The organism is Prosthecobacter sp., from assembly GCF_044222345.1.
Taxonomy (GTDB): Bacteria; Verrucomicrobiota; Verrucomicrobiia; order Verrucomicrobiales; family Verrucomicrobiaceae; genus Prosthecobacter.
Window position 1 is genome coordinate 1 of the sequence record NZ_JBGANL010000031.1, and the last position, 21,701, is coordinate 21,701.

The following is a 21,701-nucleotide window of genomic DNA, read 5'->3' on the forward strand; positions in this document are numbered from 1 at the left end:
TAAGCGCATTACAAGCGCTCAGGAAAGCAGCACAGCGCTGAGGGCAAAATCGCCTGGCAGAATGCCAGAATTTAACCGGCATTCCGGGCAGGCCTTTCTAAAAAGAGTGTTTTCACACAGCCTGGACAGCCAGCCCTACCTGCGCTGGGCAGACGCGTGGCCATGCGCCTCTATCCGGAAATCAGTTTTGGAAAACGCTATACCCAATCTCAAAAGCCTTCGACTCATCCTCGAATTGAATGCCATCCAAATGAGCCTATTGACCAGAATTCTGTTATTGATTGCCCTCTGTTTTGAGTTTTCTCAATGCAGCAGCTTTACTTCACGCCAGGTCAGGGCGCACTCGAAGTCGACCCCCATGGATTGGAGTGGAACCTATGACTTCAATGCCAGTGACAATGATTTTGATTCACATCTGACCATCCGCTTCTACCCAAATCGGGACGCATCAATGCCGACGAACTGGATGGCTGATGGCACCATCATCAATCGAATCATCGATCAGAAAATAACCTTCAAACAAGGATGGGTGACCATGACTGAAACCGGTCCGGAGATCTTTTGCATCCACATGCAAATCACCCCTGGATTCAATGATTCAGGCAAGAAAGCTTTCTGGATTGATGATCGGATGCATATCAAAGACATGAAGCCTTGAGCATGCCTCAAAACGCCCAGCGGAAGGGGGCGTTGGGGATGAGTTTGGATTTTGGATAGGCTGAGATGCGCACCTGGTTGTGGGAGTTGCCGCTGAGGAGCCAGACGTTGGTGTCATCCTGCGCATGGAGGAAACCGATGTGGCCGCTGCCAGCCTGATCCACGGTGAGCGGCTGCAAAATGCAGATGGAGCCGTAGGTCGGGACGACCGGACGGCCCCAGCTCCACCAGTCAGAAACTTTGGCGCTGCCGCGTGGCTGGTAGCCGGAGTTCTTCACGCACCAGTTCACAAAGGCGGCGCACCAGGCGGTTTCATCGTGCAGCAGGCTGCCGCTGATGCCGCTGATGCCGCAGCTGCGCAGATACTCGAGGATGCGGGGATTATCCGCCGCTCCGGCCCATTCCTGCACGCCGACCTCCATGATGGCGATCTGCATCCATGGCGGGGGGGCGGCAAAATCGGCCGGAGCCGTCGCGGTGGGTGCCGCCACAGGTCCGCCCGCTCCGGCGTCGCTCACATTCACCAGCTGACCGGGAAACAAAACCTTCCACCTGCCCGTGCCATATTCGACGAGGTCAGGGTTCGAATATTGAAACTGATCCAGCGTCATGCCAAAGGATGCCGCGATCTTTGAGGGGTTGTCGCCGGGGCGTACGGAGTATTGGGCCATGGGTGGGATGATTGCTGGCGGTGGGGGAAAAGCGAATGGGGATTTTTAGAACGCCGTCGCTTTTCAGCTCACAGGCATCGGCTGCAGATGGCTGCAGGAACGGCGCACCTTTTTAGGTTGCCTGCGGGTGAGGCAGACCCGAAAAGAGGGACGCGCGCAACGCGTCCCTACCAGCTCTGGGACTCGCCGACGTCCAAGTGGTGGATGAGAGACTGTTGCGAAGAGTGGAACGATTCGTCAAAATGTGTCCCTATCGCAGCGCCTGGATGTTTGGCACCCTGAGTGAGCTTAGAGAGGCAACTTGCTGCGACCGGGTTTTGGACCTCCCCCATCCAAAATCGATGATTCGACAATCGTCAATCTGTTCGGCTTTCGCACGTCATGGTTATGCTCGATTGACGATTGATGAACAAGGATTGGTGATTTTCGAAGTCAGAACGGGGCCTCAAGCGGCGAGGCCGTAGTGCTGGCCGATGACTTTGCCGCAGAGGCGGTCGGCTTTGGCGTCGGCCTGGTCGTGTTCGATGACGCCGTCACGAAGGCGGATGATGCGGGTGCAGCGCTGGACTCATGGGGAGGATAGCTACCCTGGGAGTGCGGGCAAGAGTGCCCACATCACTTTCGAGCATGGGAGCCTGGCTGTTTGCGGAGGCGTTGGCGACGGGCAGGATTGCCCGTGCTACCTGGCGGATACAAACACAAGCCGGAGGCTTGTGCTACGCGGCGAGGCCGTAGTGCTGGCCGATGACTTTGCCGCGGAGGCGGTCGGCTTTGGCACCGGCCTGGTCGTGTTCGATGACGCCGTCTTTGAGACGGATGATGCGAGTGCAGCGCTGGACCATGCGCTCGTCATGGGTGACGAAGACGAGGGTCTTGCCCTGCTGATTGAGGTCGTCGAAGAGATCGAGGATTTCTTTGCCGGATTTGGAGTCGAGATTGCCGGTGGCTTCGTCGGCGAGAATGACGAGGGGGCTGTTCGAGAGGGCGCGGGCGATGGCGACGCGCTGCTGCTGGCCGCCGGAGAGTTCGTTGGGCTTGTGATGGAGGCGGTGCTCCAGGCCGACCTGGGTGGCGAGGCGGGTGCCGGTTTCGATCATCTCTGAGTCTTTCGCGCCGCCATAGTACATCGGCACGGCGATGTTTTCGATGACGCTGAGCTGCTGAATGAGATTGTAGCTCTGGAAGATGAAGCCGAGGTTTTTGTTCCGGGCGGCGGAAAGATCGTCATCCTCAAGGTGAGCGACATTGAGACCGCCGAGGTAGTAGTCGCCCGTGGTGGGCTGGTCGAGGCAGCCGAGGACATTGAGGAGGGTGGACTTGCCGCAGCCGGAGGGGCCCATGATGCAGACGTATTCTCCGGGGTAGATGGAGAGTGAGACGCCCTGCAGCACATGCTGGGTGGTGTCACCCATCTGGTAGCTCTTGCAGATGTCCACCAGCTTGATGATGGGATCAGTGTCCGGCATCACGGTTTGGCGATCGCCACGGCTTTTTCCTTGGGCTTGGACGGTTTGGCTTTGGGCGCGCCGCTTTCAGGCTCGGCTTTGCCCGCACCTCCCATGTCGGTTTCAGCTTTCTTGGGGAGGGAGAGGGCCACGGCCTCGCCGCCCTTCAGACCATCGCGAACCTCGATGAATTCATCGTTGAAGAGACCGGTGCTGATCTCCCGGCGTTCCAGATTTCCATTGTTGCTGATGTAGCAGAAATGGTGGTCCTGATCGACCTCGATGGACTGGACTGGCACGTAGAGAACGTCAGCGAGCTGATCGACGATGATTTCGACCTTGGCATTCATGCCCGGCTTCATCCAAGGGTGATAGCCGTTGATGTGAATGGTGCAGGGATAGACTTTTAGATTGGGCGTGTAACGGCTGCTGCTGGAGTCTGGAAGCACGGCGAGTTCGGCGACGCGGCCGTCCAGCTCCTTGCCCGGTTCGGCATCGACCCGGACTTTGACCGGCTGGCCGATGCGGACTTTTTTGATCTGGGATTCATGGACGTTCACACGGACGCCCATCTGGCTCATGTCCGGGATGGTGAGCAAGGTCTGGCGCAGGCGGACGGTGGCCCCTTCTTCGACGCTGTTGTTGTAGTTGTAGGAAGAGCTGGCGTTCAAGTCGCCGTAGGCGACCAAGCCGGGCTGCGGGGCCTTGATGACGCAGGCCTTGAGCTGGAGCTCCAGGTTTTCACGCTGGGCCAGCTCCATTTCATAGCGGCGCTTGGCGGTGCTGAAGCGGGTCTCAGCCTGGGCCATGCGGGAGCGGTTGGCGCGGATGGTACGCTGCAGCTTGTTGAGAGCCTCACGATAGGCGGCGAGGTAGGTGGCGCAGTGCTTGCTGAATTCGTACTTTTTGTACAAGGCGAGCGCCGTTTCAGCGGTTTTCACGGAGAGCTGCACTTTGTCGAAGCTCACCAAGTCATTCTCCATCTGGGCGGAAGTGACGAATTTTTTCTCCGCGAGGCGCTTGGAGGATTCCACCTTCTGCTTGGCAAGGGCGAGCTCCGAGCGGCGCAGCAGCATGTCGTCTTCGAGCTGCCGGAGCTTTTGCTGGGCCTCGCCGTCGCTCTGCGCCTTCTGTTCAAGGAAAGGAGTGAAGTTGATCATCTCGCTGACCGGGGGGGCTACGACTGATTTTTTGGCCACGCCGGGCTTGGGATTGGTGACGCGTTTGGAGAGGGCGGCCTCGGAGGAAACCTGGGCGTTGGCCTGAGTCTCGAGGACGTCCGCGTATTTTTCAAAGGCATCCACGTCTGAGGGCAGGCCTGCCGTGGTGAGGATGGCGCCGGTGACCTCCCGCCCAAGGTACTTTTCAAAGTCCATGAGGGCGAAGATGGCGACCTGCTTGACATCGCGCACCAGGGTTTGGTTTTCACTTTTCTGGATCTCGCGGTTCTCGTCGGCGTCGATGTAGTTTGAAACCGTGGTCTGGAAGTCGATCTCGTGGGTCTCGATCTTGGTTTTGAGGTCGGTGCTGTCGAGCTCGATCAAAACCTTGCCATCTTTGACATCCTCTTCGGTGATCAGATAGCCTTCAGGGATGAGGTTGAGAATTTTGGTGGGGATTTCGATTTCACTCTTCACCGCATTGTTTTGCAGGGCGCGGATTTCCCCGCCTTGCAGCACGGTGATCTCAAGCGGGCCGCGCTGCACAATGCGCGTGGGCACCTTTTCAGCAGCAGCGCCACCGCCGGACATGCTCCACCAGCCGACGACAGCGAGAACACTGACGCCTGCGATGATGATTCCTTTGTTGGATTTTCCCTTCTTCATTCTCCTTTTGGCTTCTCCTTGTTCAATACGTCCACCCAGCCGCCGTCTTTCTCAATGAAGAGCACTCCCATGTCCCGCCAGAGGCGCAGACGCACGAGCGTGTGATTGATGGTGGTGGAGACCATGAGGTTTCGCGTGGTGTTCATGTCGCGCTGGGCATCGACGAGGTTGATGGCGGTGCCGAGGCCTTCGGCGTTGAAGGCTTCTTCAACCTCCAGACGCTGCGTGCTGATCTCCATGCCCAGCTTGGCGAGTTCGTACTGCTTGCGTGCGAGCTGCAGGTCACGCCAGCCGGTGCGGACGTCGCTGCGGGTGTTTTCTTCAAAGAGATCCAGGGCACGCCTGGCCTGCTGCTCGGCGACGATGGAGGAGCGTAGGATATTGCGCTCAGGCTTTTGATTGAGGTTGAGATCGGTGTTCAGGCCCACGCTGTAGTTTTTGTTGCCGGGGACGAGCCTAAAGTCGTTGTGGTCCGGGTTATCGAGCATGTTGTAGTTGACCAGGGCGTTGACGCTTGGGAGCGCCTGCTGCTTGGCGATGAGGACGCGCCTGCTGGTGTCCTCCACCTGATCCCGCAGATTCCAGATGTCGAGGCGGTTGGTCATGGCGATGGAGATGGCTTCGTCCAGCGTGCCGGGAGATTCGATGATCTGGAGGGCGTCCTTGTCCTTGTAGTCCACGACGAAACGCGCAGTGACGGGCAGACCGAGATTGACCTTCAGATCATCCAAGGCCTGCTCGTAGTCGCGGATGGCGCTGATCCATGAACGCTCAAACACGATGCGGGACTGGACGAGACGGAAGACGGAGGATTTGGTGCTGTTGGCGGCATTTTCCTTCTGCATGGCGGTCTCACGGGCGACCACAAAATCAAAGGCTTTGAAGGCGAGATAGGCGTTGCGAGCGGTCTCGCGGGACTGGATGACGCCGTAGTACTGGGCGGCGATGTCCACGGCGAAGGATTTGCGATACTGGGCGAAGGTACGAATGGCGTAGAGGACGCTGCGCTCGCTTTGAGTCAGCACTTCTGAGGCGGAGAGATAGCCGGCCCCGCTGAGGAGGGGCTGAGCCAGGGAGAAGCCGAGCTGGGAGATGCCGCTGTCTTTGCCACCGGTGAAGAAGCGGACAAAATTGGTGGTGAGGTTTGTGGCAAGGAGGGCCCCGGTGCGGGTGAGGGCGGAAAATCCGAGATTGCCGGTGGTGGTGAGGGTGGAGGTGCGGACGAGATTGTTGATGCCGGTGACTGCATCGGTACTGGCCTTGGTGGCGGAGCCGCCACCGGCAATGATGGGGCCGTACTGCTGCCGGACGAGGGTGAGATTCAACGCGGCCAGGTAAACGGTTTCCTTTTGAACCAAATAGGTACGGTTGCGATGCACGGCGTAGTTCAGAGCCTCAGCCAGGCTGATGACGCGTGCATTCTCCTCCAAATAGGCGCGATCCCCGAGGAACTCCTCCTTCTTCATGTTTTTGCGGAGTTCCTCCATCTTCACCGGTGGGGGTGGGGTGATGTCTAGAAACGCCTGCCCTGAGTTTGGCACCTTGCTGGCTTTTTTGCGCAGGATGCCGTAGGTTTCCTTGTCCGCCCATTTTTTGTAAAATCCAGTGCTACAGGCACTCAACCCCAAGACCAGCAGCGATAGAAACGCGACGGCAGGCTGGAAGAGGCGATGATTTGGCATAGGAAGTCTGACCGGCATTTGGGGTGGTTGGGCCGGAGGGTTGGTTTTGGGGGGGACTGTGCAATACGCCTTTTGGGGGGATTATCTATCGAATGGATGACAAAACGTCGTTGCCTCCACCCAAGCCGCCGTTACTATCCAGCCCTCGCATGTCCGACCTACCCAAAGTCGCTGAAACTGAAGAACTCCTGAAGGAGACCTCTGGATCGCCCCCGACCCGGAAGACGTTGATTGAAAAATTGGACAACTGGGATGACTGGGCAAGCTGGGATGAATTTTACCGCACCTATTCGGGTTTCGTCTTCCACGTGGCGCGCAAGACGGGCCTGAGTGATGACGAGGCCAGTGATGTGGTGCAGGAGACCTTCATCGGCGTGGCCAAGAACCTGCAGAAGAAGAAGTTCGACACGAGCCTGGGGTCCTTTAAATCATTTTTGCTGAATCAAGCGCGCTGGCGCATTCTGGACCAATTCCGCCGGCGCAAGAAGCAGCAGAGCCGTGAGGCGAATCTGTATGCGGATGAAACGGACGAGCGGCGCACGGCACCGATCGAACGCTGCGCGGATCCGAATGGTGTGGCGCTGGAGAAGCTGTGGGAGAAGGAGTGGCAGGACAAGGTGATGGACATCGCGCTGCGCCGGGTGCGTGCGCTGGTGTCGCCACGACAGTTCCAGATTTTCTCCTGCTACGTGATCAAAGGGTGGAGCCCTGAGCGCGTGAAGAAGGAGCTGGGAGTCAATGCGGCGCAGGTGTACCTGGCGAAGCATCGGGTGGGGCGCATTTTGAAACGAGAGGCGGCGAAACTGTCTGAGGCGGAGGAGTAGGGCTTGCTGTCGTGTGGGCCTGGGGAGTGGTGAAATGGTGGGACGTTTTCAAGATCCTCGCAGAGGGGCGGGCTGTCGCCACGCCCTTCCTACGGCTGGGAAGATTTCTCGTTTATTCAACGGACTGATGCCGATACTCCGGCCTGGTATCGGGCTTTGTGAAAGCGCCGCCCCTTCTCTGACGTAGCGGTAGGCATGCGCCGTACTCTTGCCCTTCTTTTATTCGCCGTCTCATCTCTGCATGCCGCGGATCCTGCACCGCTGTTCATCGAAGGCTATGCCGGGCAGCGCAGCATCGCGCAGGGGGAGGAGATCCCGATCCATGTGAGCACGACGGCGGCAAAGTATGAGATCGAGGTGGCGCGCCTGGGGGCCACGCGGGAGGTGGTGTGGAAGAAATCGGATGTGCCCGGAGCTGCGTATCCGGTGCCGGAGGATGCGTCTGCGAATGGCTGCCGCTGGCCGGAGAGTGTGAGGGTGCCCAGCGACGCGGCATGGAAAAGCGGCTACTATGAGGTGGTGCTGCGTGCGGCTGATGGCGGCGGCAAATGGACGCACCGTGGCAAACGCACGGCGGAGAGCAGTGCGTGGTTTATCGTGCGGCAAGCGAAGCCGGGCACGACTTCGAAGATCCTGCTGCAACTTTGCACGAACACGTACAATGCGTACAACAACTGGGGCGGCTTTTCTGTGTATGCCTACAACAGCCTTTCGAACAACCAGGGGCATCGGGTGAGCTTCGAGCGGCCCGGGCCTTCGCAGTATGCGCGGTGGGAGCTGCCGTTTATACAATGGGCGGAGAAGAATGGCTACGCGCTGGAATTTGCCGCGAATGATGATCTGGAATTTCGCCCGGAGATGCTGACGAGCTACAAGCTGGTGCTGAGCGTGGGGCATGATGAGTACTGGAGCACGCCGATGCGGGACAATCTGGAGGCGTGGATCGGCAAAGGGGGCAATGTGGCCTTCTTCAGCGGGAACACCTGCTGCTGGCAGGTGCGTGCGGAAGACAACGGGCGCGCCTTCACCTGCTGCAAGCAGAACTACCACCTGGACCCCGTCTTTGCGACGCGTGACTTTAAAACGCTGAGCACGGCATGGAGCCATCATTTGCTGAAGCGTCCTGAGAACGAACTGACGGGGGTCGGTTTTCTGTGGGGTGGCTATCGCAAAAGCCATGGGCAGTTTATGACTGATCCGGCGGAGTATGAGGTGCACCGCCCCGACCACTGGGTGCTGGCCGGCACGGGCTTGAAGCGTGGTGACAAGTTCGGCGGCAAGGATACCATCGTGGGCTATGAATGCGATGGCTGTGAACTGAGCTGGAAGGACGGCCTGCCGTTTCCGACTTTCAAGGATGGGACGCCGAAGACCTTTGAAGTGCTGGCCACGTGCCCGGTGCGCTGGCACCCCGATGATGCGGAGTGGTATGAGCAGTGGGAGAAGGGGCGCACGGGCGCGGCCTGCCTGGGACTCTACACGCGTGGAGGCACAGTCTTCACCGCCGCCACCACCGACTGGGCGCATGGCCTGCAGGGAGGTGATGCCGCGGTGATCCGCATCACGCAGAATGTGCTGGAACGACTGGCAAAATGAGGTGGCGGCAATGCCGGTCCGGGAGCATCTTCCGCGCAGGATCACGCAAGATGTGTGAAGCCACTGCAGCGAGATGAAATACGTTTATCTGTCATGAATCCTCCCACGCCACCTCACGCAGCCGAGCTCTTTCTTCATCAAACTCTGAAGCGAGTGGAAGACTGTGTGCGACGGGACCCCACCAAAGCGGTGGTGGTGGCGATGGGCACAGGTCTTGTGCTCAACCTGCTGCCCTCACGCGTGCTGGCCCGAGCGACGGCGAGCATCGCGACCCGGCTGCTGCCACCGGCGCTGCTGGGGCTCGGCGTGCTCAAAGCCTTTGAGATCTGCTGTGAAAAAGATGCCGCCAGGACGCCGCAAGAGCGTTGAATTTGAGCCGGCCCTGCTCTCACAACAAGGGATCGGCATCAGCCCAGATTAGCAGCACGTCTTCGGGATCATCTTCCAGATTGTCCCAATGCAGAGTGCCGTCTGGTTTCACGCATGGTGGCAGAACATGCGGATAGTACATTGACTTCACCCCGGAGAGTTGCGCGCTGCCGAGATGGCCTCCAAGCAGGACGCTCGGCTTCACGAGAAGCCGCAGGCACTGGCAAGTGCCCCGCCAAGGACAGTCCAGAGAGCATTCCAAGTTGGTGGCGTGCTTGTGCATGGCTGTGTGCATCTTGATGCTAGGGGGTGACTTCATGCTGTGTCCATGCGCAACATCCCTGCATCACTGCTACTGGATTCCATTATGAGGCGGTGCCGGGCAGAGAGCTTTTGGACCGGACATTGCGTCATTGCAATTTACACACCTGCGCCTGACAGATGATCCGCATGAACATTCACCTGCTCACACTTGAAGCAGCCTTGGAGCAGGTCAGTTCGACCCACGAAGGACTCACGGCCACCAGTGCCGCTGAACGGCTGGCCCGGGCCCGAGGCCGGCTGCACAAAACGGGAAGCGGCCCATGGCGTCTGCTGCTGAATCAGTTTCGCAGCCCGCTGGTGATTTTGCTGCTGGTGGCCATGGCGATCTCCTCTTTTCTCGGCGACAAGATGGATGTGGTGATCGTCTCGACAGTGGTGCTGATGAGCACGCTGCTCGGATTCTGGCAGGAATACCGTGCCGCGAATGCGGTGGCGGCGCTGCTGGCGGTGATCCAGGCGAAAGCCACCGTGATGCGTGATGGAAGGACGACGGATCTGCCGGCGGATCAGGTTGTCTCAGGAGATGTGGTGATGCTGAGCGCGGGTGACACGATCCCCGGAGACGGGCTGCTGATTGAATCCAAGGATCTGTTTGTCGATGAATCCGCGCTGACCGGTGAGAGCTATCCGGCGGAGAAGAAGGTCGGTGCGGTGGCTGAAAACGCGAAGCAGAGCGAACGCTTCAACGCGGTGTTTGAAGGCACGCATGTGGTGAGCGGCACGGCGCGCGTGCTGGTGGTGCACACCGGGGCGGAGACGGAGTTTGGCGCCATCTCCGAGCGGCTGCGGCTGCGCGCGCCGGAGACGGATTTTGAGCGCGGACTGCGCCGCTTTGGCGAGATGCTGATCAAGGTGACGCTGATTTTCGTCATCGCGATTTTTGCCATCAATGTGTTCTTCCACCGGCCGGTGCTGGAGTCCTTCTTGTTTGCGCTGGCACTGGCTGTGGGCATGACGCCGGAGCTGCTACCGGCGATCGTAAGCATCACACTGGCGCGCGGTGCGAAGCGCATGGCGGAGGACCAGGTGATCGTGCGGAGGCTCTCTTCGATTGAAAACTTTGGCAGCATGAACGTGCTCTGCTCTGACAAGACGGGAACGCTCACGGAAGGCCGTGTCAAGCTGCTGGGGGCGTACGATGCGCAGGGCAGCGCCAGCGAACGGGTGCGACTGCAGGCCGTGCTGAACGCCACGTTTGAAAGCGGCTTTGCGAATCCGATCGATGCGGCGCTGCGTGAGGAAGCCGGCCTCGATTTGAGCGCCTTCAGCAAGTTTGATGAAGTGCCGTATGATTTCATCCGCAAGAGGCTCAGCGTCGTGGTGGAGCACGCCGATGCGGCACGACGTCATGTCATGGTCACCAAGGGGGCCTTTGCCAATGTGCTGGCGGTTTGCACCAGGGTGTCCACGCCAAAGGGAGATCAACCGATGGCGGAGTTTCATGCCGAGCTGCAGCAGCGATTTGCTGACTACAGCAACGCCGGGCACCGAGTGCTGGGAGTGGCCAGCCGCGATGTCACTGACGATCCTGTGATCAACAAGGATGACGAGCAGGAGATGACCTTCACGGGCTTCCTACTGTTTGATGACCCGCCGAAGGCCGGTGCGGCGGAGGCGATTCAGGAGCTGCGGCAGCTGGGTGTGGAGTTCAAGGTGATCACGGGAGACAACCGCCTGGTGGCGCAGCGCCTGGGCACGCAGATGGGCATTGCGAGGCCGGAGGTGCTCACGGGTGAAGAACTGCACCGGATGAATGATGCCGCGCTGATCAATCGCGTGAGCGAGGTGGACATCTTTGCGGAAACGGAGCCGAACCAGAAAGAGCGCATTCTGATCGCGCTGCGCAAAGCCGGGCATGTGGTGGGTTATCTGGGTGATGGGATCAATGACGCCTCCGCGCTGCATGCGGCGGATGTGGGCATCTCGGTGGAGGGAGCGGTGGATGTGGCCAAGGAGGCAGCGGACATCGTGCTGCTGCGGCATGATCTGGGTGTGCTCGCACGGGGTGTGCGCAATGGGCGCATCACGTTTGCGAATACGCTGAAGTACATCTTCATCACCACCAGCGCGAATTTTGGAAACATGTTCAGCATGGCGGGGGCATCCCTGTTTCTGCCGTTTTTGCCGCTGCTGCCGAAGCAGATTTTGCTCAACAACTTCCTCTCCGACCTGCCTGCGCTGACCATTGCGACGGACAGCGTGGATGCTGAGCAGGTGTTGAAGCCACGGCGCTGGGACCAGAAGTTCATCCGGCGTTTCATGGTGGCCTTCGGCCTCGTGAGCTCGGTGTTTGACTATCTGACCTTTGGCGCGCTGCTGGTGATGCTGCGGGCGAGCGAGGCGCAGTTTCAAACGGGGTGGTTCATCGAATCACTCATGACGGAGCTGTTCATCGTCATGGTCATTCGCACGCATCGCTCGATCTTCCAGAGCAAACCCGGCCGCATCCTTGCCATCGCCACGCTCGTCGTCGCCGGCAGCACCATCGTGCTGCCCTACACAGCTCTTGGCGCCATGTTTGGCCTTGTGCCCCTGCCCTGGTATTTCATGGTCACGCTTGTGATCATCACCATGCTTTATTTGCTGACCAGCGAGGTGGTGAAGCGAGTGATGTTTGCGAAGCTGGAGCAGGCGGCGGTGCCTCGTTAATCGCGGCGGTTTCGCAGGAGACGACGTGAGCAGATCAGGCCGGGAATCATGGGCAGCCAGAAGCTGAGGCCGCGGAAGAGCAAGGTGGCGGACAGGCCGACAGAGAGCGGCATGCCGATGCTTCTCAAGGCCATGACGGAGGCTGTTTCAAAGGTGCCGAGGCCTCCCGGAATGATGCCGATGGTGCGGAACAAGTTTGAAACCATGAAGCTGGCAAACACGCCACCGAGGGACGACGTCACGCCGAGAGCGCGCGCCGCCACCCAGATGGTCGCGGCATCGAGCACAAAGATGAGCGCGTGCATGACGAAGGCGAGGAGCAGCACGCGGTGGTTTTTAAACGAGCCGGCGGGTGCATGCTCCACCCATTGCAGCAATCGAGTCAGCTTGGTGAAGCGCTGGAGTCTGGTTTTCACCCAAATCAAGCCCCCGCTGGGCAGGTAGATCAGGAACGCGACGACGCCGAGTTCCACCAGCAGAAAGACCAGCATGGCAGCGTTCACCCATCCGGGCAGGTAGGAGTGGTAGAGAGTGACGCCGAGAGCCACGGCCATGCAGGAGGCATAGGCGAGGTGGTACAAGGCCACATCCACCAGCACCGCAGAGGCCACCACGGCACGCGGCATGCCCAGCCGTGAGAGGGCACCGGACACCACGGCCACGCCGCTGATGCCGCCGGAGGGCAGCGCCTGATCCACAAAGAGCATGGCCAGACTCAGCTCAAAGGATTTGCCCAATGAAAGCCCCTGCCCACCCGCGCTGACCACCACGCGCCAGACGATGCCCTGCAGAACGTAGGTGCCGGATTGCAGGAGCAGCGCAAGGCCGAGCCAGGAAACGTCGATCTGGTTTAACAAACGCAGGAACTCCTCCTCCTCAGTCAGGTGCGTCACGACCAAAACCAAGGCTCCACAGGCCGCCGCTCCGATCAACCAGATCAGCCAGGGTCTGGATGACGGCGCTTCCACAGGCTCCTGTGGGAGCGAATCATCAGACTCCTCCGGTCTGTTTAGTTCTGGCATGCTCTTTAGATGGAAGCGCCCATCTGTGCCGTCAATCACGAACCGGTCTTCAGTGCGCAGCGCTGTGGTCCAGAGACAGCATGACATAGATGCCGTAGATGGCCAGCAGGAGGAAACCACGGAAGCGGCCGATGTAGCCGCCGGGGCCGGGAATGATCAGCAGAGTGGTAAGGGCAGCAAAAAGCAGGCTGGGCATGATCTCAGGCACGTTGACCTTGTAGGGCTGGATCAAAGCGGCGACAGAGGAGATGAAGAACGCATTGAAGATGCAGCTGCCGAGAATGTTTCCGAGGCCTACATCATGATGACCGCGCATGCGGGCGATGAGCGTGGTGGCAAGCTCCGGGGTGCTGGTGGCGACGGCCACAATGACCGCACCAACAATGAAGGGACTCCAGCCGAGAGCGAGGGCCACGGCCCTGCCGCCATGCACCACAAACTGTGCCGCACCGATGAGCAAGGCAAGCCCCAGCAGGCTGAAACCCACCATGCGAGCCACGGGCACCTTTTCCGCTGGTGCCGCCTGCGCTGCTGCATGAGCGCGGGCATGAGAGATCACCACCAGGAGCCAGACGAAGAAGATGCCCATCATGATCATGGCATCCGAGCGGGAGAACCAGCCGTCCATGAGCAGGGCGAACAAAATACCCGGAACCAGCAGGGAGATGAACCAGTCCCGCAACACGCCGCTGTCCTCCGCCTTCATGCCGGAGAAGGACAGAACCAGACCGAGCACGAGGGAGACATTGACAACATTGCTGCCCAGCACATCGCCGAGGGAAATCTGCGGCACGCCATCGTGCGCAGCATGGATGGCGACCATGAGCTCCGGGGCGGACGTACCAAATGCAGCGACGGTGACGCCGATCACTGCCGTGGGCCAGCGAGCCCATGCGGCCAGACCGACACCGCCTCTCACAAAAAGCTCACCGCCAAACCAGGCGAGCACGACACCGGCGACGAGATACAAAATGGCTTCACTCATAGAGAAGGAGGGTTGCGCCCCATCTCTCGTCAACAGTGACTGTGGCGGCAAGTGCGAACGGCGGGTGTTTTTGGAATGGACGGTTTTGGGAGTGATATGAGCACTGGAGCAGGAGCGCGTTGTGCGTGTCCTTGGAATTCTTCGCCCAGCACTGTCTCGCGCCCGCTTCGCACCGCATCTCACTCAGCGTCCTTTCCATCTCAAGGATATCGCGATGTAGAAGGCTGCGAGGACGGCGCACCTTTTTGGGGTGCCTGCGGCTGCCGCAGACCCGAAAAGTGGGACGCGCACAACGCGTCCCTACCAGCCTTGGAGCAGCACGGAAGGAAGGGCATTTCGGAAATCAGTTTCGCAAACCACTATCAGTGGCTGGCCCGACTCTGTTCTTTGCTCCTTTGCATTTTGCTCACTTTCCTTTTCCCAGCACCGGCAGGACCCGCCCGGTGATCTGCTGGCTGAGCAGTTGATAAGCCTGGGTCTGCCAGTGGTAGTTGTCGCCAGAGGCGAGATCGAGGTGAGCAGCCAGCAAGGCGTAGGCATCGATCACTTCGATGCCCTCCTGCTTCATCACCTGGGCGGAAAGGGTGTTGAGCCGCAGCACCACGTCGTTTTTGTCGCCAAAGGCGGTGACGGGTTTGTCGGGCGCAGGACGTGCTGCGGTATGCGGCGTGGTCATGAGGTAGAAGATTTTCGCCTGTGGTGCGCCGGTCTTGAAGCAGCGCGTCAGCTTCTGCATGCGCTCCAGCACGAGAGCGTCAGGAACTTTGTCCGGCGTCCAGCCCAGGGAATGCAGGCCGTTGTTGAAGACGACCGCGTCAAACTTGAACCGTCCGGCCATTTCCGTCAGCGCCTGCTCGGGCACGTCACCACCCACGAAGTGGACGCAGTGGAAGACATAGACGTGCTGCTTGAGCATCTCGGAAATGAAAGGGCCGCTGTAGCCTCCCGAAATGGAGTCGCCGTAGATCAGCACTTTGGGCCACTCCGGGTGCTCGATCTTTGGAACCTCCAGCGCCCAGCCTTTTCCGGCCACCGCGCCGCGTGGAAACTCGCCAGTTGTCTCCTTCTTCGAGACGTAGCGGTAGGCGGGTCCGAAGACCTTCACGGCATGCACCGTCACCGGCATGGTTTTGGACTTCGCGTTGTCGTTGCGCCCGATCCACATCGGGCCGTCGTTCGGAATAAGCTCCATGAAGCATTTTTTGATGGGGGCGTCATCGATGTAGAAGGTGGCCAGGCCATTGCGCAGGGCCATGGTGAAGGTAACTGGCTTGTTGATCTCCGGCTCGTTGCGGCCGTTGAGAGTGCCGCCGACCATGAGGATCTTGTTCACGACGGAGTTCACCTGCCGCGCATAGTAGGGCTTGTCCTTGTAGTTGAAGAACATTGCGAAGCCGTCGTCCTTCTGGCTGCTCTGCTTGTTCATCAAGGTGAAGACGGCGTCCTGCACCAGGGCATCGAGCGAAAGGGTGACCTGCACGGTGAAGTTTTTCTGATCGGGAAAAGCTTCAGCAGGCACAGCGAAAGATGCGCCATCGCGCAGCTTTACCACGCCGTCTGCTTTTTCCACCGTGCCCGACTTGTTCGCCGCAGGGATGTCGTTTTTGGCCAGATCCCAAAGAGCGGATTCATCGGCGGCGGTTGCTGCGCTGGCGAATGAGAGCAGCAGGACGGTGAGAAGTGTGCGTGTGTGAATCATGAGCGTGTCGTTTCATTGGATTCTGAGTAAAGATGGCATTTGAGGATGCTCTGGGAAGAACTCTGATTTGTCGATGTTAAAGCATTCGTGATCGGAATGGCGTCGCATTAACGGCGGCGAGAGGAGGAAGAAATCTTGGTGGGAACAAGGGGCTGCCTATTGGAGGAGAGCATGTCCTTTTTGGACTGTTCGAGCGGAGGGGATTGGCATGCACCAGGAGACGGGAGGGCTGTAGCCACACCCATTCCACAACAGGCGGTCACGACGGGTGATTGTGAGGACTATTCGCAAGCAACTCAGCGCCATTGCAGGCAGGAGTGCCCGCATCACTTATGACTTCAGCGCTGGCCGATGACGCTGAAATCGAGATCGCCTTGGCCGGCATCGACTCCGGCGCGCATGGCGGCGGCGGTGCAGTCGAGGGCGGGGGTTTTGAGCTTTGCTTCTGCGGCGAGTTCGCGGGCGAAGTCGGCGTCCTTGAGCATGTTGCGCAGGGCGAAGTGGGGCTCGAAGTCGCTCTTGATGATGGCGGGGAGCTTCATGCCAATGAGGGTGGAGTAGTTGGCATTCGACTCCAGGGCCTGGTGCAGGCGTTCGAGCGAGATGCCATTGGCCCTGGTGATGTCTGCGGCTTCGGCCACGGCCTCGACGATGACGGCGGAGACGAGGTTGGTGACGATTTTGAGCACCATGGCTTCGCCGACGGCCCCGAGAGGCAGAATCTTGGCGGCGCTGGCTTCGAGAACGGGGCGGGCGCGCTCCAGCAGCAGATCACTGCCGCCGATGTAGTAGCAGAGCTTGCCGTTCTGAGCTGCCAGCTTGCTGCCGGTGAAGGGAGCATCAAGGAAGGCCGCGCCGGATTCTTCGACGAGCTGTGCGGCCTGCAGCGTGGCCTGCTTGCTGACGGTGGCGTGATTCATGATGAGATGGCCAGCCTTGAGAGCGGGCTTCATGTCCTCAATGGCCTCGATCAGCGCTGCGCTGTCACGCACGAAGATCTGGATGATGCCAGCCGCCTGGGCCACCTCATGAGGGGAAGCGAGAAAGTTGGGCACAGCGCGCGCGCTGCGGCTCCAGACAAACACCTCATGCCCCGCCTTGCGCAGGTTGTCCGCCACACGACTGCCGATGATGCCGAGCCCGAGAATGCCAACGTTTTGTTTCATGCCCACGCCCTTAGCGCGCATTTGCCAGAGCGCAACGGCCGCCTGAGCCCCAGGTCATCTGCCACCCATGGGGCAGATTACCCATGGCGGTTGTCATGATCCAATTTATCGTCTGCCATGCAGGCACTTTCCCCGATCATCTGGCACGCTGTAGAATCTGGAAAAATTGTGACTGCGCTGCAGACCGACGAGCAGGCCGGACTGAGCAGCAGCGAGGTGTCTGAACGCCAGAAGCAACACGGGCCGAACGAACTCCCGGAGGACAAACACAAGCCGCTGTGGCGGGTGTTTGCATCGCAGTTCGCGAGTCCATTGATCTACATACTGTTTGTCGCTGCGGTGATCTCCTTTGCAATGGGGCATGCCAGTGACGCGGTGGTGATCCTGATCGTGGTGCTGATCAATGCGCTGATTGGTGCGGTGCAGGAAGGACGAGCGGAGCATTCCATGATGGCGCTGCGCAAGCTCTCGGCGCTGAAGGTGCGCATCGTCCGGGATGGCAAGGAATCGGTCATCGAGGCACGGGAACTGGTGCCGGGAGACATCCTTTTGCTGGGAGCCGGAGATCAGGTGGGTGCTGATGCGCGACTGCTGGAAGCAGCGGCGCTGGAAGCCACCGAGGCGGAGCTCACGGGAGAATCGCTGCCGGTGGTGAAAAGCACCGAATTGGTGCCTGATGACGCAGGTCTGGGGGACCGCAGGAACATGATTTACTCAGGCACACATCTCACCGCAGGCCGTGGCCGTGCGGTGGTGGTGGCCACGGGCCTGCAGACGGAGGTGGGAAAGATTGCCAGCATGACGACGAGTGCGGAGCAGCCCAAGACACCGCTGGAAGTGCGGCTCAAGCAATTTGGGAACTGGCTGGTGGTCGCCTCCATCGTGCTGTTTGTCTTGCTTCTCGGGTTCGGCCTGATGCGCGGCATTCCCTTTGTGACGATTTTCATGGTGTCCATCAGCCAGATGGTTTCGATGGTGCCGGAGGGACTGCCGGTGGCCATGACGATCGCGCTGGCGGTGGGCATGCAACGCATGGCACGGCGCGGAGCCATCGTGCGGCGACTGGCCGCCGTGGAGACGCTTGGATCCACCAGCATCATCTGCAGCGACAAGACAGGCACGCTGACGAAGAACGAGATGACCGTCACCCGGCTGATCCTGCCGGATGGACGACAGGTGGAAGCCACCGGGGCGGGATATTCGCCTGAAGGCAGGCTGCACGCCAGCGGCCAGGATCTTTCCGCCAAGGATGATGCCGCGTTGAGATCTCTGCTCGAAGCCATCACCCTGTGCAACGATGCGAACCTGGTGGCGCCTGAGGGGGAGGAAACGCGCTGGCGGCCGCTGGGTGATCCCACTGAGGCGGCACTGCTCACGGTGGCGCACAAAGGCTCCGTTGAGCCCGGCACGCTGCTGCAACACTGGCCGCGCCATGCGGAGATTCCCTTTGACTCAGCCGAGAAGATGATGGCGACGCAGCATGGCCATGGAGGCAGGCACCGCATCCTTTTCAAGGGGGCGCCCGAGAAGCTGCTCACGCTCTGCGATCCAGCCACACTGGACCTCGACCAAGTGCAGCAAACGGCCGAGGAACTCGCGACGCAGGCGCTGCGTGTGCTTGCGGTGGCGGAGATCCATGACGTCCCGCTGGATGTCGAGGCGGGTTTTGAACCCTGGCGCGGACGACTGAGCTTTCTTGGCCTTCTGGGCCAGATGGATCCACCGCGTGAAGAGGTGAAGGCGGCCGTGGCCGAGTGCCTGGAGGCAGGGATCCGGCCGGTGATGGTCACGGGAGATCACAAGGCCACGGGGCTGGCCATCGCGACCGAGCTGGGCATTGCCAGGCCCGGTGACATCGCCGTGGACAGTGCCGAACTTGAAGCGATGTCTGAGGGGGAACTGCGCGGCAGCCTGGACCGCATCTCCGTTTTTGCGCGGGTGCATCCGGCGCAGAAGCTGCGCATCGTCAAAGCCTTTCAGTCGCAGAAGCAGGTGGTGGCCATGACAGGTGACGGCGTGAATGATGCACCGGCGCTGGCCGCAGCGGACGTGGGCGTGGCGATGGGCATCACCGGAACGGAGGTGGCCAAGGGTGCGGCGAAGATCGTCATCACGGATGACAACTTCGCCACCATCGTGAAAGCCATTGAGGAAGGGAGGCTTGTGTATCAGAACCTCAAGAAGGTGGTGCTGTTCCTGTTTGCGACCTCGATTGACGAAGTGGCCATCCTGCTGCTGGCCTTGCTGTGCGGCTACCCGCTGCCGCTGGCGGCGGTGCAGATCCTGTGGATCAACATCGTGACCGAAGGAGCGGTGACAGTGAACCTGATCATGGAGGGGCTGGAGGGCGATGAAATGCGCCGCCAACCCACGCCGAAGAATGAGCAGCTCATCACAGGAGCGATGCTGCAACGGCTGGTGCTCATGGTCAGCACCGCGGTGGTGGCGGTTTTTGGTTTCTTCCTGTGGCGGCAGGCCAGCGGCGCTCCGTTTGCCCTGGTGCAAACGGAGACCTTCACACTGGTCGCCGTGACCCAGTGGTTCAACGTTCTCAACTGCCGCAGCGCTCTCAAGTCCTCGATCAGCTTCGACATCCTTCGCAACCGGTGGCTCGTCGGCGGACTGATCCTTGGCAACGCCCTGCACATCCTCGTCATCTACAACGCATCCATGAACCGCATTTTCCACACGGTGCCCATCCCGCTGGCGGACGTCGCGCTCCTCGGCCTGATCGGCAGCAGCGTGCTGTGGATCGAAGAAATCAGGAAGTGGCGCGCACGGCGCCGGCTGGATCAAGGAGCCGGTTCAGCGTGATCAATGACCTCCGCGTGATAAACGACCGGCTGCGGCGAGCGCTCCCGCAGTTCGGCCAGGATGGTCTTGAGGGCCACCTCGCGACGCTTGGTGGTGAGCAACGCAGTGATTTCGTGTGTCACCTCTGTCAATGCAGGCAGGCGTGAGGCGTGACGCTCAAGAACGATGATGAGGTGCCAGCCGAGCTGTGTCTGCACGGGCTCGCTGAACTGGCCGATCTTGAGCGTTTCGACCGCGGCGATGAAATCCGCCGGCATGCGCTGCTGCGTGAACCAGCCGAGGTCGCCGCCCAATGATCTGCTGCGAGCGTCCTCGGAGTGTTCCTTGGCGAGCTGAGCAAAGGTCTTCTCCTTCGCCAGAAGCTGGCGCTGGATCTCGCGGATCTCTGCTGAGCGGTCTGGCTTCGCGGAGTCATGCCGGGTGAGAAAAATATGCGCCGCGTGGTGCACCTGCGGGATGCGGAGGGTTTCCTTGAATTCGTCATACCAGGCGCGGAGGTCCTGCGGCGTGACCGCCTTGAAGCGGGTCTGAATTTTCGCCTCAATCCATGCTTCATCGAGGAGCGCGTCAGTGATCCGGGCTTCCAGCGATTTTGGCGTCAGTTGCTGTGCGGCCAGGCGTTTGGGAAAATCTGCCGCATCGGCAAACTGCCGCTGCATCCGCTCCGACTCACGTTTCACTGTGTCCTCTAGCAAGTCTGTGCCGGAACCGCTTTTGCTGCGGCAGGCACGCAGGAGGTGATCGTTCACCAGATGCTCCAGCGCCAGCCAGCGTGTCTGCCGGCGCGCCTCTGAGCCGAGACTGGCCCATGCGGCATTGTGCTTCCACAGCTGCTCCCGCATGGCCACCTGCAGATCCTGCTGCGTGATCGGCAGACCGTCCACCTCCGCAGCCAGCCTCCCGCCCGGGCTTTGGATCAACGCTTGGTACAGAGGCCCTTTCAAGGCATACAGGTCTGCCAGAAGGTAGCAGACCGCCATGCAAGTGAAGGCAAGCCGCCATGGATTGGCCTGGAAGATAGGGGGCATCAGAATTTGCAGCGCAGGACCGACCCGCCCGCTGGAAAGCGAGTGCATTGACCGGCAAGCTAGCGGGGCATCACGGTTTATTGTCATGCTTTCATATTTTTCACAAAATAAATCTAGATTTATCGGGCGATGACCATAAATTCCATATGCCCATGACCTTCCGAAGTCTCATCCCCTTGATATTTGCGGCCTGCACCGTCACTGCGACGGCTGCAACCGTCAGCGTGACCGGACTGGACAACAATGGCGATGCGATTGGCGAGTATGTCATCGGTGGCCAAACCTACTGGTGGTTCTGCATTGAACCTGGCACGCCAGCTTTGAGCAACCAGACCATCACCGCAGACACCCTGTCGCTCCAGGATGGCTGGACCGTGCAGAACATCGAACGGAACAACATCTACCTGTCCGACCCCCTTTTCTACGCGGGCATCGTGCCAAAGCAGGTCGCCGTGATGGAGTATGTACTCGATACGTACCTGCCGTGGAACACCCTGGCAGGTGCCTCGGGCCGGTTTATTGAGCAGAGCGGTGACTACCATGACTTCGGCAACAACGACACGTTCTTCAATGCGATGTTCGCCATCCAGGACTTCCTCTCGCAGACCGCAGGCAAGCCGCCGAAGTCGAACTTCACGGACATGAGCGACTATCTGGACTACTTTGCCCCTCTGGGCACTCCCACGGGTGACGCGCGCTCTGCGCTTTTCCAGAGCATCCTGAGCGACGTGGCCGCCAAGGACACGCTTGGCTTCTTCGACAGCTACGTGGTCCAGCACAGCTACTTCACCGTGAACACTCTGCTCAATGAGGCTGACCCGAACAACTGGCAGGACGGCCTTGTGATCGGTGGCTTTGCCCCAGTTCCTGAGCCCGGCGGAGCCCTCCTCATCGCCAGTTGCGGCATGGCATGGACACTGCGCCGCCGCCGACGGATTGGCTGA

At 60.0% G+C, this 21,701-nt stretch carries 17 protein-coding genes; 7 read left to right on the forward strand and 10 right to left on the reverse strand.

What is annotated here, in order from left to right; all coding sequences use genetic code 11:
- Positions 1-658 (forward strand): hypothetical protein (locus ACILSL_RS16460; RefSeq protein ID WP_395733145.1); only part of this gene is annotated, 658 nt, incomplete at its 5' end.
- Between the two features lie 7 nt (positions 659-665).
- Here the strand turns inward: ACILSL_RS16460 and ACILSL_RS16465 are convergent.
- From ACILSL_RS16465 to ACILSL_RS16480, 4 genes are all read right to left on the reverse strand, one after another.
- On the reverse strand, positions 666-1,328 hold the full coding sequence (locus ACILSL_RS16465) for a LysM peptidoglycan-binding domain-containing protein (RefSeq protein ID WP_395733146.1): 663 nt from the start codon (positions 1,326-1,328) through the stop codon (positions 666-668).
- A 716-nt stretch (positions 1,329-2,044) separates the two neighbouring features.
- Complete coding sequence (locus tag ACILSL_RS16470) at positions 2,045-2,794, reverse strand: ABC transporter ATP-binding protein (RefSeq protein WP_395733207.1); 750 nt, start codon at positions 2,792-2,794, stop codon at positions 2,045-2,047.
- Positions 2,794-4,599: an efflux RND transporter periplasmic adaptor subunit gene (locus ACILSL_RS16475; RefSeq protein WP_395733147.1), complete on the reverse strand. Its 1,806-nt coding sequence runs from the start codon at positions 4,597-4,599 to the stop codon at positions 2,794-2,796. Before ACILSL_RS16475 ends, ACILSL_RS16470 begins: the two co-directional genes overlap by 1 nt.
- Positions 4,596-6,281 carry a TolC family protein gene (locus tag ACILSL_RS16480; RefSeq protein ID WP_395733148.1) on the reverse strand — a complete coding sequence of 562 codons (1,686 nt, stop codon included), beginning with the start codon at positions 6,279-6,281 and terminating at the stop codon, positions 4,596-4,598. Before ACILSL_RS16480 ends, ACILSL_RS16475 begins: the two co-directional genes overlap by 4 nt.
- Before the next feature lie 149 nt (positions 6,282-6,430).
- Between ACILSL_RS16480 and ACILSL_RS16485 the strand changes: the two genes are divergently transcribed.
- The 3 genes from ACILSL_RS16485 (at position 6,431) to ACILSL_RS16495 (ending at position 9,070) form a co-directional block, all read left to right on the forward strand.
- Positions 6,431-7,105, forward strand: a complete 675-nt coding sequence (locus ACILSL_RS16485) for a sigma-70 family RNA polymerase sigma factor (RefSeq protein WP_395733149.1) — start codon at positions 6,431-6,433, stop codon at positions 7,103-7,105.
- A 195-nt stretch (positions 7,106-7,300) separates the two neighbouring features.
- A complete protein-coding gene (locus ACILSL_RS16490; protein WP_395733150.1) occupies positions 7,301-8,701 on the forward strand; it encodes a N,N-dimethylformamidase beta subunit family domain-containing protein in 1,401 nt (466 codons plus the stop codon).
- Between the two features lie 93 nt (positions 8,702-8,794).
- Positions 8,795-9,070: a hypothetical protein gene (locus tag ACILSL_RS16495; RefSeq protein WP_395733151.1), complete on the forward strand. Its 276-nt coding sequence runs from the start codon at positions 8,795-8,797 to the stop codon at positions 9,068-9,070.
- 19 nt (positions 9,071-9,089) lie between these two features.
- Here the strand turns inward: ACILSL_RS16495 and ACILSL_RS16500 are convergent, their stop codons facing one another.
- On the reverse strand, positions 9,090-9,389 hold the full coding sequence (locus tag ACILSL_RS16500) for a hypothetical protein (protein ID WP_395733152.1): 300 nt from the start codon (positions 9,387-9,389) through the stop codon (positions 9,090-9,092).
- 131 nt (positions 9,390-9,520) lie between these two features.
- On the opposite strand from ACILSL_RS16500, the gene mgtA reads away from it, so the two are divergent.
- On the forward strand, positions 9,521-12,043 hold the full coding sequence (gene mgtA, locus ACILSL_RS16505) for a magnesium-translocating P-type ATPase (protein ID WP_395733153.1): 2,523 nt from the start codon (positions 9,521-9,523) through the stop codon (positions 12,041-12,043).
- Here mgtA and ACILSL_RS16510 read toward each other — a convergent pair.
- From ACILSL_RS16510 to ACILSL_RS16525, 4 genes are all read right to left on the reverse strand, one after another.
- Complete coding sequence (locus ACILSL_RS16510; RefSeq protein WP_395733154.1) at positions 12,040-13,152, reverse strand: YbhN family protein; 1,113 nt, start codon at positions 13,150-13,152, stop codon at positions 12,040-12,042. The two genes, mgtA and ACILSL_RS16510, sit on opposite strands and share 4 nt — an antisense overlap.
- A complete protein-coding gene (locus tag ACILSL_RS16515) occupies positions 13,115-14,050 on the reverse strand; it encodes a sodium:calcium antiporter (RefSeq protein ID WP_395733155.1) in 936 nt (311 codons plus the stop codon). The genes ACILSL_RS16510 and ACILSL_RS16515 overlap by 38 nt, the downstream gene beginning before the upstream one ends.
- A 406-nt stretch (positions 14,051-14,456) precedes the next feature.
- On the reverse strand, positions 14,457-15,749 hold the full coding sequence (locus tag ACILSL_RS16520; protein WP_395733156.1) for a hypothetical protein: 1,293 nt from the start codon (positions 15,747-15,749) through the stop codon (positions 14,457-14,459).
- A gap of 338 nt (positions 15,750-16,087) precedes the next feature.
- Positions 16,088-16,915, reverse strand: a complete 828-nt coding sequence (locus tag ACILSL_RS16525) for an NAD(P)-dependent oxidoreductase (RefSeq protein WP_395733157.1) — start codon at positions 16,913-16,915, stop codon at positions 16,088-16,090.
- Positions 16,916-17,032: 117 nt separating this feature from the next.
- Here ACILSL_RS16525 and ACILSL_RS16530 point away from each other — a divergent pair, with 117 nt between their 5' ends.
- Positions 17,033-19,729, forward strand: a complete 2,697-nt coding sequence (locus ACILSL_RS16530) for a cation-translocating P-type ATPase (protein WP_395733158.1) — start codon at positions 17,033-17,035, stop codon at positions 19,727-19,729.
- Here ACILSL_RS16530 and ACILSL_RS16535 read toward each other — a convergent pair.
- A complete protein-coding gene (locus tag ACILSL_RS16535) occupies positions 19,708-20,757 on the reverse strand; it encodes a peptidylprolyl isomerase (protein WP_395733159.1) in 1,050 nt (349 codons plus the stop codon). The two genes, ACILSL_RS16530 and ACILSL_RS16535, sit on opposite strands and share 22 nt — an antisense overlap.
- A 152-nt stretch (positions 20,758-20,909) precedes the next feature.
- On the opposite strand from ACILSL_RS16535, the gene ACILSL_RS16540 reads away from it, so the two are divergent.
- Complete coding sequence (locus ACILSL_RS16540; protein WP_395733160.1) at positions 20,910-21,701, forward strand: hypothetical protein; 792 nt, start codon at positions 20,910-20,912, stop codon at positions 21,699-21,701.

Bases quoted from the DNA above. Each gene is read 5' to 3' on its own strand.
- ACILSL_RS16465 (WP_395733146.1), bottom strand. From the start codon at position 1,328: ATGGCCCAATACTCCGTACGCCCCGGCGACAACCCCTCAAAGATCGCG.
- ACILSL_RS16470 (WP_395733207.1), bottom strand. From the start codon at position 2,794: ATGCCGGACACTGATCCCATCATCAAGCTGGTGGACATCTGCAAGAGC.
- ACILSL_RS16475 (WP_395733147.1), bottom strand. From the start codon at position 4,599: ATGAAGAAGGGAAAATCCAACAAAGGAATCATCATCGCAGGCGTCAGT.
- ACILSL_RS16480 (WP_395733148.1), bottom strand. From the start codon at position 6,281: ATGCCAAATCATCGCCTCTTCCAGCCTGCCGTCGCGTTTCTATCGCTG.
- ACILSL_RS16485 (WP_395733149.1), top strand. From the start codon at position 6,431: ATGTCCGACCTACCCAAAGTCGCTGAAACTGAAGAACTCCTGAAGGAG.
- ACILSL_RS16490 (WP_395733150.1), top strand. From the start codon at position 7,301: ATGCGCCGTACTCTTGCCCTTCTTTTATTCGCCGTCTCATCTCTGCAT.
- ACILSL_RS16495 (WP_395733151.1), top strand. From the start codon at position 8,795: ATGAATCCTCCCACGCCACCTCACGCAGCCGAGCTCTTTCTTCATCAA.
- ACILSL_RS16500 (WP_395733152.1), bottom strand. From the start codon at position 9,389: ATGAAGTCACCCCCTAGCATCAAGATGCACACAGCCATGCACAAGCAC.
- mgtA (WP_395733153.1), top strand. From the start codon at position 9,521: ATGAACATTCACCTGCTCACACTTGAAGCAGCCTTGGAGCAGGTCAGT.
- ACILSL_RS16510 (WP_395733154.1), bottom strand. From the start codon at position 13,152: ATGTCATGCTGTCTCTGGACCACAGCGCTGCGCACTGAAGACCGGTTC.
- ACILSL_RS16515 (WP_395733155.1), bottom strand. From the start codon at position 14,050: ATGAGTGAAGCCATTTTGTATCTCGTCGCCGGTGTCGTGCTCGCCTGG.
- ACILSL_RS16520 (WP_395733156.1), bottom strand. From the start codon at position 15,749: ATGATTCACACACGCACACTTCTCACCGTCCTGCTGCTCTCATTCGCC.
- ACILSL_RS16525 (WP_395733157.1), bottom strand. From the start codon at position 16,915: ATGAAACAAAACGTTGGCATTCTCGGGCTCGGCATCATCGGCAGTCGT.
- ACILSL_RS16530 (WP_395733158.1), top strand. From the start codon at position 17,033: ATGCAGGCACTTTCCCCGATCATCTGGCACGCTGTAGAATCTGGAAAA.
- ACILSL_RS16535 (WP_395733159.1), bottom strand. From the start codon at position 20,757: ATGCCCCCTATCTTCCAGGCCAATCCATGGCGGCTTGCCTTCACTTGC.
- ACILSL_RS16540 (WP_395733160.1), top strand. From the start codon at position 20,910: ATGACCTTCCGAAGTCTCATCCCCTTGATATTTGCGGCCTGCACCGTC.